This window comes from Ligilactobacillus sp. MP3 (genome assembly GCF_024436335.1).
Taxonomy (GTDB): domain Bacteria; phylum Bacillota; class Bacilli; order Lactobacillales; family Lactobacillaceae; genus Ligilactobacillus; species Ligilactobacillus salivarius.
In genome coordinates, this window is sequence record NZ_JANFQI010000004.1 from 71,232 (window position 1) to 82,272 (window position 11,041).

Annotated in this window: 13 protein-coding genes; all 13 read left to right on the plus strand. The window is 35.6% G+C overall.

The features are described 5' to 3' along the window. The first annotated feature begins 11 nt into the window (after positions 1–11). A complete protein-coding gene (locus NOU10_RS04305; RefSeq protein ID WP_255906116.1) occupies positions 12–965 on the plus strand; it encodes a N4-gp56 family major capsid protein in 954 nt (317 codons plus the stop codon). A 3-nt stretch (positions 966–968) separates the two neighbouring features. Next, the gene (locus NOU10_RS04310; RefSeq protein ID WP_081540647.1) at positions 969–1,163 is read left to right on the plus strand and encodes a hypothetical protein; all 195 of its coding nucleotides are present in this window, start codon (positions 969–971) and stop codon (positions 1,161–1,163) included. Continuing rightward, positions 1,156–1,671 carry a hypothetical protein gene (locus NOU10_RS04315; protein ID WP_178847191.1) on the plus strand — a complete coding sequence of 172 codons (516 nt, stop codon included), beginning with the start codon at positions 1,156–1,158 and terminating at the stop codon, positions 1,669–1,671. Before NOU10_RS04310 ends, NOU10_RS04315 begins: the two co-directional genes overlap by 8 nt. Beyond that, positions 1,661–2,008: a hypothetical protein gene (locus NOU10_RS04320; protein WP_178847195.1), complete on the plus strand. Its 348-nt coding sequence runs from the start codon at positions 1,661–1,663 to the stop codon at positions 2,006–2,008. Before NOU10_RS04315 ends, NOU10_RS04320 begins: the two co-directional genes overlap by 11 nt. A gap of 11 nt (positions 2,009–2,019) precedes the next feature. After that, the gene (locus NOU10_RS04325) at positions 2,020–2,457 is read left to right on the plus strand and encodes a hypothetical protein (RefSeq protein ID WP_178847198.1); all 438 of its coding nucleotides are present in this window, start codon (positions 2,020–2,022) and stop codon (positions 2,455–2,457) included. After that, complete coding sequence (locus NOU10_RS04330; protein WP_255906117.1) at positions 2,454–2,828, plus strand: hypothetical protein; 375 nt, start codon at positions 2,454–2,456, stop codon at positions 2,826–2,828. The genes NOU10_RS04325 and NOU10_RS04330 overlap by 4 nt, the downstream gene beginning before the upstream one ends. Beyond that, entirely contained in the window at positions 2,815–3,279 is a 465-nt protein-coding gene (locus NOU10_RS04335; RefSeq protein WP_255906118.1) for a hypothetical protein, read from the plus strand. The genes NOU10_RS04330 and NOU10_RS04335 overlap by 14 nt, the downstream gene beginning before the upstream one ends. A gap of 3 nt (positions 3,280–3,282) precedes the next feature. Beyond that, on the plus strand, positions 3,283–4,314 hold the full coding sequence (locus NOU10_RS04340) for a DUF3383 family protein (RefSeq protein ID WP_255906119.1): 1,032 nt from the start codon (positions 3,283–3,285) through the stop codon (positions 4,312–4,314). A 13-nt stretch (positions 4,315–4,327) separates the two neighbouring features. After that, positions 4,328–4,729, plus strand: a complete 402-nt coding sequence (locus tag NOU10_RS04345) for a hypothetical protein (RefSeq protein ID WP_003708090.1) — start codon at positions 4,328–4,330, stop codon at positions 4,727–4,729. 68 nt (positions 4,730–4,797) lie between these two features. Then, the gene (locus tag NOU10_RS04350) at positions 4,798–5,127 is read left to right on the plus strand and encodes a hypothetical protein (RefSeq protein WP_255906120.1); all 330 of its coding nucleotides are present in this window, start codon (positions 4,798–4,800) and stop codon (positions 5,125–5,127) included. 176 nt (positions 5,128–5,303) lie between these two features. Next, complete coding sequence (locus tag NOU10_RS04355) at positions 5,304–10,130, plus strand: hypothetical protein (RefSeq protein WP_255906122.1); 4,827 nt, start codon at positions 5,304–5,306, stop codon at positions 10,128–10,130. A gap of 17 nt (positions 10,131–10,147) precedes the next feature. After that, positions 10,148–10,714: a LysM peptidoglycan-binding domain-containing protein gene (locus tag NOU10_RS04360; protein WP_081540655.1), complete on the plus strand. Its 567-nt coding sequence runs from the start codon at positions 10,148–10,150 to the stop codon at positions 10,712–10,714. Next, entirely contained in the window at positions 10,714–11,040 is a 327-nt protein-coding gene (locus tag NOU10_RS04365; RefSeq protein ID WP_081540656.1) for a hypothetical protein, read from the plus strand. Before NOU10_RS04360 ends, NOU10_RS04365 begins: the two co-directional genes overlap by 1 nt. Position 11,041: the final 1 nt, after the last annotated feature.

Here is an 11,041-nt window from a genome sequence, read left to right on the forward strand (position 1 = left end):
AGGAATGCTAAATGCCAGATAGAATCACATATTCTGACCAAGTTTTAGATCCACAAGTTATTGCAGATATGGTTTCTGCTAAGTTAACTGCTGGATTAAAGTTTACACCACTTGCACAAATCGACAATACCTTAGAAGGAAAGCCAGGTTCAACAGTAGAGTTTCCAAGTTGGAACTATATTGGGGACGCTGTGGATTTACAAGAAGGAGTTGCGATTGAAACTAAGGACCTTACCTATGGTTCTAAAGCAGCAACGATTAAAGAATTTGGTACTGCTGTTGCTATTACTGACCAAGCTATGTTGACTGGATATGGAGATCCATGGGGAGAAGCTACTAATCAATTAGCACTTGCCATGAACAACAAACTTGATAATGATATCCTAGCCACTTTAAAGGAAGCTCCACAAAAGAAAACTGTTGATTTAACTTTAGATGGAATTCAAGAAGCATTAGATGTTTACAATGATGAAGAAGATGATGCAACTATTGTTTTGATTCTTTCTCCAACAGCTGCAGGTAAATTACGTTTACAAGCTGGTAAAGACTGGTTACGTGGTACACAACTAGGAGCTGAAGTGGTATCTAAAGGTGTATATGGCGAAGTATTAGGGGTTCAAATTATTCGTTCCAAGAAACTAAAAGCTAATGAAGCTATTCTAGTTAAGACTAATACTAACGACGGAAAACCAGCTGTAAAACTTATGGTAAAACGTGGAGTTAATATTGAGGCTAAACGTGATCCAGATATGCGTGAAACAAAATTATATGCTAATGCATTTAAAGCACCATATTTATTTGACCCTACAAAAGTTATTAATATTACCTTTAACGGAGTAACAGGACCAGATGCAACTACTGGTGCTCCTACTGATGCAAAAGTAGACAATGCAGTTACAAACGTTAAAGAAGATAACCGTATTGGGAAAGGTAAGAAGAAAGCAACAGATCCAAAGGAAGTCTAGCCTATGTTTGAAGTAATTAAAGCATTTACTGATGCAAATCTTAATTCAGTTGATGAGACAGGTAAAAAGCATGTTTATTGGGAAGGAGATATTTATCCTTATAAACAATATGCCGGTGCTCAAACTAAATTGAGATTAAAAGAATTGTTAGACGGTGGATATATCCAAGAAGTGAAGGAGGCTGGTGAAAATGGCTGATGAAGTAGTAGAAACTTCTAGTACAAGTTCTTCTTTAAGTGAGAGTCTAAGTACATCTAGTTCATTAAATGAATCATTAAGTACGAGTTCTAGCTTAACTGAAAGTATGAGTATGTCTGATTCTAAAAATGAATCGTTAGCTGAAAGTACGTCGATTGTAAATTCGCAAACAGAACCAATTTTTAATGAAGTAGTAGAGGATCCAGAACCACCACACAAAGACTTATATGGTGACGTTCAAGGTGTTGTCATGTACAAGTTCTTTGGAGAATGGAAGAAGGCAAGGTGGCAACCACCATATCCTAACCCTATAACTCTAGAGCCTTATATCTGGAAAAAAGGTGATGAGATGTGGAGGGTTGCTAATCACTATCGTGTGCCACTAGATTGGTTATTAATATGCAATCGAATTAGTTATGGTAGACGTGACAAAGTTGCAGTTGGTCGTGCCATTACGCCTACTTACACACCAAATAATGCAGATTGGTATATCAAGTATGGATATTAATGCAGTAGTTGAAGCAGTTCGAAAACGATTAAGTTTATTGCCTAATTTAAAAAGTACTGTTGAGAGTTTGAACAATGAGATTGCACAAATTTTAGTAAAAGATGCTGTGAATCAAGCAATCACAGATGGTTTTACAGAACTTAACATTGAGATGGGAGCAGTTTATTTAGCTGCTCATTTTTGTAATGTTATTAGTGCTACTAACACCAATATTTCTAAACAACAGGCTTCTGTTCTAACGATTGAATACTTTGATAGAGCTGGTGTAGATGATTATTTACTTGAATATAACAGATTGAAGAGTTCTTTAAGTTCTAATTCAATACAATTCTTATAAGGTGATCCTAAGTGGAAATCAAAATAACGACATCAGTCGAAGGAGATTCTGGTTTAGACAGAATGATTAGTAACCTTAAATTACTAGACAATACAGCTGTAGAAGCTGGGTTATTTGGTGGTTTTGAGGCTAAAAAAGCTATGTGGCAAGAATATGGGACTAGCCGTGGCATTCCATCACGTCCGTTTCTTAGAAATACTCTATACGAAAACGAGGCTAGATTCGCTAATTATGTTGCACCTTTTATTATTGATGTTATGAATGGTGGCTCAGCAGAGATGGTTTATAGTACTTTAGGACCATTTATGGTAATGAGTATTCAACGAACAATAGCAGCTGGAGGATTTGCACCTTTATCACCAGTCACAATTGCAAGAAAAGGACATTCTAAGCCTTTAATTGAAACAGGATCTATGTATGGTTCTATTGAATGGAGGGTATCTAGATGAGTTTTTATATTGATATGACTAGTGTGCTAGATACTTTCAAAACAGAAATTAAAGTTATTTCTAAAAGTTCTAGTGGAGATTGGATAGATGGTCAGTGGGTAGAAGACGAAGAGCAATCAGAGCAAGTATTGTTTGAGCCTTTTGTCCCTAATGATCGTGATAACTTCTATTCTTTGGTAAGTATGTTGAGAGATACCGGACATATCTCTCAATACAACGCTATTTGGATATCAGCTCATGATTATCCAATACAAACAATCGTTGAGCATAAGGATAAAAGGTATCGAGTAGTTAATATCCAAGACTTAACAGATTATTCAAATGTAACGCTATATTACCTACAAAGTGAGGATAGCAATGATGGAAACTAATTTTGATTATGTAGTTTTGTATAAGACTTTTAGTAGAATTTTCAAGGATAAGTTAGGTTTGATAATGATTGAATTAAATGGAAACGGAAAGCAACCCGAATCACCTTTTATAGCTTTTGATATTATCAGTCCACGTATACCTAATAATTATCTAGAAGATGATACTGTATTTGAATCTGTAGTGTCTTTTACTGCATATGCTAAGAGTAAACTACAAGCATTAAATTTAAGCAATCAAATGAGATTGTTGTTAAGAAGTACTGCTTCAACTAAAAGATTTTTTGAAAACAACATTACTTTAGTTGAAATAATGGCTACTCAACCAAGGTATGTTGAAGAAACTAACAATTATGCTTATATGTATGGATTTGATGTAAGACTTAGACTAAAAGAAACTTATATTGATGAAGACAAAGGCACAATTGAATCTATAGATTATAAGGAGAAATAAAAAATGGGTAAAAATTTATCTGACGTAATAGTCAAATTAAATGTAGAACAACCTTCAGTTCCTGTTAATATGGGAAATTTAGCTATTTTCGTTAAAGGTGAAAGTCCAAAGATGGAATCTTTTGGGTCCTATGATGATGTAGTTTCAAATTACTCAGAAAATGATGCAATTAATCAAATTGCTAGTGGTTATTTTGCACAAGCTGACCATGGGGATAAATTATTTGTAATCACATACAATGTTTTAGATAGTGTTGCTGAAACTTACTATAGTGCTGGTTGGGAATTTGCTACAGTAGTTGGAGCTGATGGAACAAATCCTGATACTGAAGTTGCTACATTATCTAACTATATCAGTGGTAAAGATGAACGTTTTGCGATTGTGGCATATCCAGCAACAGAAAAAACTGTTTCCAAAGCAGAAGAAATTCGCAGTAATTTAGGTAATGCTCGTCGTACGATTGTTTTTGCAAATGGTGAAGATCAATCTAAGGCTTTTTATGGTCTAGGTGCTTTAATTGGAGCAGTAGCTAATGAATTAGTTGGTTCTGTGACATGGAAATTTAGAAAAGTTGGTGGAGTAAAACCAGCAACACTAACTGTAACTCAAATTCAAAAATTGCATGATGCTAACATCTTTACTTATGTAACTAAAGCCGGTATTAACCAAACTTCTGAAGGTAAGACTGTTGGTGGAGAATATATAGACGCTTTACATGGGGATGACTGGGTTAAGGCATCAATCGAAACTGAATTACAAAAGTTACTCTCATCTTCTAAGAAATTATCCTTTGATGCTGTAGGAATTGCACAAATTGACGCTACAGTAACACAAGTATTAAGCCAAGCAACTAATAACGGTATTATTCTAGAGAATGCAGAAACAGGTATGGGGAAATTTGCAGTAACAACTGTACCTCGTGAAGAATCTCCAGCTAGTGATATTTCTAGTCGCCAATACACAGGATTATCATTCAGTTATACTCGTGCTGGTGCTATTCATTCTGTTGTTGTATCTGGACAAATTAACTTATAGGAGTGTGAAATAAATGGCAGATCCAATTAAAGTATATAATGCTAAAGATGTTCATTTATCAGTTGATGGACGTATTATTCAAGGTTTCCAAGATGGGGATATGTTTAATGTGACGATTAAGGAAGACCGAGTTCAAACATCTGTTGATGCTCAAGGTGTTCCATCTATTGCTATTAATAACAATCGTTTAGGACAAATTACTGTTAACTTATCTGGTAACTCAGCTGACCACAAGCGATTAAATGCTTTGGCAAATTCAAATAAGATCTTTTCAATTGTGGCTACAACACCTTATGAAAAGATTACTGGTGACCAAGCAATTATTGCTAAGCCAGCTGATGCAGCTTTTGGTAAGGAAACACCAAAACGAACATACACAATCGAAGTATTAGACTTACACGTAGAAGTTTTATAATTTATTAGCGACTAAGGGTTCGACTCCTTTAGTCGTTTTTTAGTCTATAAATTTAGGAGGAAAATAATATGACTGAAACAAAGAAAACAACAAAGAAAGTAGCACCACAAACAATTGATCGTTTGTCAGGTAATGAAGTATTTAAATACACAGATAAAAATGGTTATGAGTATGAATACACTCTACAATTCCCTGGTGTTGTGAAAACTTGGGAAATGATTGATAATGCGACAATGGAAAACGGACAATTAGCAAAGTCTATTTTAGCTAATGAATACATTGAGAATGTTGTTGTTGAACCAGCTGGATTAACATTAGATGATTTTGATAACCGTCCAGGATTAAATGAGTTATACAACGCTATTGACTTATTTCTTGGAAAGAAGATGTCAGACTAAACCAGAGTGGAAGATAAAACAAAGAGTTGAAGATGAGATGTGGTATTGGTTCCCTATAATGATGGGAATTTCTACCAGAGAAGAGATGAATACTGCCACTTATGAGCAGATTCAAATACTCAATGAAGTAGCCAAGCAGAAACAAGAATTACTAAATCTAGGGAGGGATAATGTAGATGTCTAATGAAACAACAATCAAAGCCAAAATTCAGGTTAGTGGTTTATCTGAGCTTGAGAAAGCTAAATCTTTAATTGAAAGTTTAGGACATTCTGAAATCTCTGTTGGTGGATTAAGTAAACTTGTTTCTGAACTTAATAAAGTAATTGAGACTGCTAAGAAAGCTGAAAATGCGATTAAGGGATTAAGTGAGATAAAGAGTAGTCATGCAACTAATGCTTTAACAGAAGGTTTGAATAAAGCTAGTGAACAAGCAACTAAACTTGAAAGCAAATTAAAAGAAGCAAGTAATGTTAATACTGGAAATGTAGGTAATAAAATTTCAGAAGGAATTACCAAAGCTTCTGAATCTGCTAATAAGTTAAAAACTAGCTTAAAAGAAGCAACTACTGTAAATGGTTCAAGTGTTGGTTTAAAGATTAGCGAAGGGTTATTAAAAGCTAATGCTAGTTCTACAAAAATTAGAGAGTCAATTAGACAATCTAACCAAGCTGAACAAGAATTGGCTTCATCTGCACAACGTGTTGCATCAGCTGAAAAAGAAGCAGCATCTGCTGTTCAACAGGGAACAAGAGCTAGAAAAGAAGCAGTTCAATCTGAACGAAGAATGTCTCAAGAAGCTAAAAAAGAATCATCTTACTTAGGTGGGGGTTCTTCTAGTAAACAACCTGGGAAAATTCGTTCAGCATTACGAGAAGCTTTTGGAATGTATACTTTAGGCCAACTTGGAGCTAATGCTGTTATGGCAGCAGGAGAAGGGATTGGTAATCTCTTTAAAGGTGGTCTGAGTTATATTAGTGAACAACAATCATCTAATGTCGCTTGGTCTTCTAATGCAAGATCAGTTAATCAATTGTTAGGTAGGAAGATGTCTACTAAACAAGCTAATAGTTTTGCTAAAGGCATGGTTAACGATTTAACGAATTTAGCCACAACTGCTGGTAACGATTATAAGATGGTATCAGATGCAGCCTTGGCTTTCTATGCAACAGGAGCTGGTGTTTCAACTGCTGGTAATAAGAAAAAGACTCTCCAACTTACTAAAGATATGCTTAATCTTCAAGATGCTGGCGGGATGAATGACGAAGAAATGGGGAGATTTATCCAATCTGTAGCTAAGACTTTGGATCAAGATAAAATTACTGGCGAACGAATGAGTCAATTGAAAGGCTTTAACGCAAATATTGAAGATTATTTGCAAAAAGCATATAAAAAACGGACCGGTAAAAAAGGAACAACTAAAGATTTTACTGGTGATGACTTAGTAGAAGCACTCCATATGATGGGGATGGCTCCTGGTGTTTCTGATGCATCTAAACGTATGAACCAGAGTTTAGCTGGGGTAAAACGTTCTGCTGAAAAAGGCTTAGTTCGTATGACTGGTGAACTTGAAAGAAAAATTGGTGAAGGATTAAATAAAGCTTTTGGTGGAGATGGTAAGTTATTCTCTCGTATTTCAAATTGGTTTAACGACCCTAAGAAAAATAAAGCTTTTGTCAATCGTGTAGCTGATGGAACTATGGGTGTCGTTACGACTGCTGGAAAAGTAGGGAAAGAAGCTTATAAGGTAGGAAAAGATGTTTATGATATAGCTAAACCATATGTCTCAACATTTATAACTAGCTTTGCTGATGAGATGAAAGATATTGGCAAAGGTATTTCTACAGCTTATGACACATTAAAAGGCTGGGGGAAGAAATTTACCGATTTACTACCTAAGGGAGCTAAAGGCAAACTAGATGATATAGGTCAAACATTCTCATCAATGGCTGGTAAAGCAACCGCCTTTTTAGTTGCAGCAAGAGGTTTATCTAAAATACCAATTGTTGGAAAAGGTGTAGAATCTGCAATCAAGCCATTGTTGAGCCTAACTTCTAAGATACCAGTAGTTGGTAAAGGTCTAACTGGAATTATCAGTAAAATTACTGGTATTAAACCACAACGTGAGATGTCTGCTGCCAATACCATGCAAAGTGCAGCTAATACTATGATGTCTGCTGCTAATAAAATGAATAGCGGTTCACCAAATGGAGATTATCCAGGTGGTGTCAGTGGTAGAACTAATAAAGGCGGTCGTAACCGTCCGGGATTTCCAATTTATGATGCAGATGGTAATGTAATAGACTTTTTAGATGGCGAAGGTGGAACGTTCTATAAAGATTCTAAAGGACGTACTAAGCGTCCATTTAAAGGTAAAGGAGCTTTCAGCGGAGAGTTTAATCCTTATCTAAATTGGGAATATAAGCCAGGAGATAAATTAAGCACTCGAATGGGTCGTTACCATAACGGAAGAACCGTTGTAGCTACTCCACGTTCTAATAAATTGATTGCTCGCGGACAAGAGATATTAGATTATACTCAAAATACTAGAGTTGGTCGAAATGGTCTATCAGGTCGTTTTAATACAATTAAAGGTAATACTTTAATTAAACTTGGAACGATTGGTAGTACAGTAGCTAGTTCTGGTGTTGGACGTGGATTTAGTTTTGTTGGCAGAGGAATTAGATCTGGTACTAGAGCAGTTGGTAAGTATGGAATGCCTGGTATGAATGCTTTATTCACAGGTCTAGATGTTATGTCAGTATTAGGATCAACTAAATCTGGTTCACTTGCTAGACATAAAGGTGTTGGTGGAGCTTTAGGTTCAGGAATTGGATCTACAATTGGAATGACTGCTGGTGGAGCTTTAGGCTCAGCCTTAGGACCAGTTGGAACTGCTGTTGGGTCAATGGTTGGTGGTATGGCTGGTGGATGGCTTGGAGATAAAGTTGGTAGTTTGATTGGTGGCAAATTTGGTGGCTCAAAAGGCGGAAAGAAACCTAAACCATCATGGAATCAACGTCAGCAATCTAAAGCTGAGGCACAATATGCTAAGGATAATTTTATATCAGGTTACAACGATATTTATAAGCAAACCGGACAGAAACCAGGACTTTCTGGAAAGAAAGCTTATAGTATGTTGAATGCAGCATCCAAATCAAACTCCAAAGCACGTACTGCTGCTATGCACTATCAAGATGCTATGAATGCTGGAGATACAGCAGCAATGGCTAAGTATCAAAAGCAAATGCAAAAGCAAATTAAGAAACAAGATGCATCTGATGTAAAAAGTGCTACAAGTAAGGTTAATTCGGTACGTAAAAAAGCAGATAAAGCCTACAACAAAGCATACAAGGACGCTAAAAAATCTTTAGATTCTAGTGCGATTGGATTATCTGAAAAGCAAAAGCGAAAAGCTGCTAGAAAGATGGCCAAAGGTGATAAAGAGTACCAAAAAGCAGAAAAAGCAGCATCAAAAGCTGCTAAAAAGCGTAAATCTGCAATTAAAAAGTACGAGAAGGAAACTGGAGAAAAATATAAGAGTTCTAAAAGTAGTAAAAAGTCTGGTAGAGGCTTAAAGAAATTATCCAAAGCTACTAAGAAAGTAAAGGGAAAGACTGCTACTGTTAAGGCAAAAACTAAGGGCGAAAAGGACGTAAAAAAACTTTCAAAATCTGCCAAAAAAGTTAAAAATAAAAATGCAAAAGTAACAGCTAAAGTTAAAGGAGACAAAAAAGTTTCCAAGTTATCTAAGAGTATGAAAAAAGTCAAAGGTAACAAAAAAGCTAAAGTTACTGCAAAAGTAAAAGGCGATAAGAAAGTGTCTAAACTTTCTAAGAATATGAAGAAAGTTAAGAACAAAAAAGCTAAAGTTAAAGTAACTACTTCTGGCGATAAAAAAGTAACTAAGCTTTCTAAGAACATGAAAAAGGTTAAGAATAAGAAAGCTAAAGTAAAGGTTACTACAACAGGTAGCAATAAGGTTAAGAAACTTTCTAAAGATTTAAAGAAAGTCAAAAATAAAAAGGCTAAAGTATCTGCCTCAGTTTCAGGTAGTGGAAAAGTTAAGAGTTTATCTAGGTCAATTAAAAAAGTTAAGAACAAAAAAGCAAGAGTAACAGCCAGTGCTAGTGGGGCAGGTAAAGTAAAAAGCTTAGGTAACTCTATTAGACAAGTTAAAAATAAAAAAGCTAGTGTATCTGCTAAGGCTAGTGGGACAGGTAAAGTAAAATCACTATCTTCAGCGATTAATGCTGTTAAGAATAAAACAGTCTCAGTTACGGCTAAAGTAGTTGGGACAGGTAAAGTAAAAGCTTTAACAAGTGCGATTAATGCTGTTAAAGGCAAAAGTGTTAATGTTAGTGCTAAAGTATCTGGTACAGGTTCTGTAAGATCTTTAGCAGCTGCTATCTCAGCAGTACGTAGCAAACACGTTACTATTACAGCAACAGTTTCTAAGTCTGGGCATTTAGCCACAGGGACTCCAGGAGCTGCATCTAGTTTTGGTGTGCCAGCTTTGGCCACAGGAACTCCTGCAGCAACAACTAATCAATGGTCTTCAAATGGAGGAACTAAAAAGGGTGTCTATTTGGTTAATGACGCTCCTGGGGCTGATTATGTGGAAGCATTTAAGACTAAAGGTGGTTTAATAGGTCTATTTCCTAAACAACGAAATATACTTGTACCACTTGAGGAAGGTACACAAGTTTTGAATGCTAAGGAGACTAAGAAGAAGTTTCCACGACTTGAAAAAGGTACTAAAAAATTTGCTATGCCTATTAAATTCCCTAAACTTGCAAAGGGAACTCCTAATGCTGCTAAGGAATTTAAAACAGATATTTCAAATAGTAATTCTTCTGTACATTCAACTAACCATAACACATTTAATATTAATATCAGCGTGAATACAGGTAATACTAATACATCACCAACAAATCTAGCTAATACAATTGCTAATGCTATTGGAGAGAAACTGAGACAACAATTCCCAGCAACTGAGATTTAGAAAGGAGGCGGATCGTAATGGCCACATTATCTGACGGAAAAAAGAAAGTAGTAATTTTTGCTGAATCTGAAGAAGAAAGCATTGAGAATACAGTAGCACAATATCCTGTACAATCAGGGAACTTGGTTACTGATCATACACAACGTGCCTCAATAGGTTGGACTGTTGAAGGTAAAATATATGGTAAAAACCATAACGAGATTAACAACAGCTGGCAACAGTTAATTTCATGGCAATATAACGGAAATCGTATATTTTGGAGTGGTGCCATTACTCATGGTGATGTGATTTTAACCAATATTACTAAGACATATGATGAAGGTGGCTTCAAGAATGCTATAAAAGTAGTTCTTGAATTCAAGGAAGCACATATTGTTTCAACAAGTTTTGTTAAAGTTCAACACGTCGGACCAGTAAAGCCAACTCCACCTCCAAGCCCACCACAAACATGGGTTACAGTTAGACCTGGTAATACATACTGGGGATGGTGGAGACAATATGGAACACCAATTCAAACGCTTAGGAATTGGAACCACTGGCCAGATAGATTTATTCCAGTTGGTGCGAGAGCGAGGGTTAAATAATGTCTAAAAGATATAGATATGATTTGAACTTAGAGAATTTACCAATGATGTTCGATACAGACTTTGGTAATTACAACTGCACAATGCAGATTAATTATAATGATGTTGGTGATTTCTATACTGTAGATTTATTTGATGTAAATAATAACCCTGTAATTTTAGGTGAGAAATTAGTTTATAGTAAAAGGTTATGGAGTGACTATACTAACCCTGATTTACCAATAGTAGATTTAGTTCCATTAGATGAATCAGGACGAACAACAGTGTGCAACAAAGAAACTTTTGGTAAAACAGTATTTTTATATATAGATACGGTGGTGGATTAGC

Coding starts and splice junctions, on each gene's coding strand:
- NOU10_RS04305 (WP_255906116.1), top strand. CDS start 12: ATGCCAGATAGAATCACATATTCTGACCAAGTTTTAGATCCACAAGTT.
- NOU10_RS04360 (WP_081540655.1), top strand. CDS start 10,148: ATGGCCACATTATCTGACGGAAAAAAGAAAGTAGTAATTTTTGCTGAA.
- NOU10_RS04340 (WP_255906119.1), top strand. CDS start 3,283: ATGGGTAAAAATTTATCTGACGTAATAGTCAAATTAAATGTAGAACAA.
- NOU10_RS04310 (WP_081540647.1), top strand. CDS start 969: ATGTTTGAAGTAATTAAAGCATTTACTGATGCAAATCTTAATTCAGTT.
- NOU10_RS04365 (WP_081540656.1), top strand. CDS start 10,714: ATGTCTAAAAGATATAGATATGATTTGAACTTAGAGAATTTACCAATG.
- NOU10_RS04350 (WP_255906120.1), top strand. CDS start 4,798: ATGACTGAAACAAAGAAAACAACAAAGAAAGTAGCACCACAAACAATT.
- NOU10_RS04320 (WP_178847195.1), top strand. CDS start 1,661: ATGGATATTAATGCAGTAGTTGAAGCAGTTCGAAAACGATTAAGTTTA.
- NOU10_RS04335 (WP_255906118.1), top strand. CDS start 2,815: ATGATGGAAACTAATTTTGATTATGTAGTTTTGTATAAGACTTTTAGT.
- NOU10_RS04355 (WP_255906122.1), top strand. CDS start 5,304: ATGTCTAATGAAACAACAATCAAAGCCAAAATTCAGGTTAGTGGTTTA.
- NOU10_RS04315 (WP_178847191.1), top strand. CDS start 1,156: ATGGCTGATGAAGTAGTAGAAACTTCTAGTACAAGTTCTTCTTTAAGT.
- NOU10_RS04345 (WP_003708090.1), top strand. CDS start 4,328: ATGGCAGATCCAATTAAAGTATATAATGCTAAAGATGTTCATTTATCA.
- NOU10_RS04330 (WP_255906117.1), top strand. CDS start 2,454: ATGAGTTTTTATATTGATATGACTAGTGTGCTAGATACTTTCAAAACA.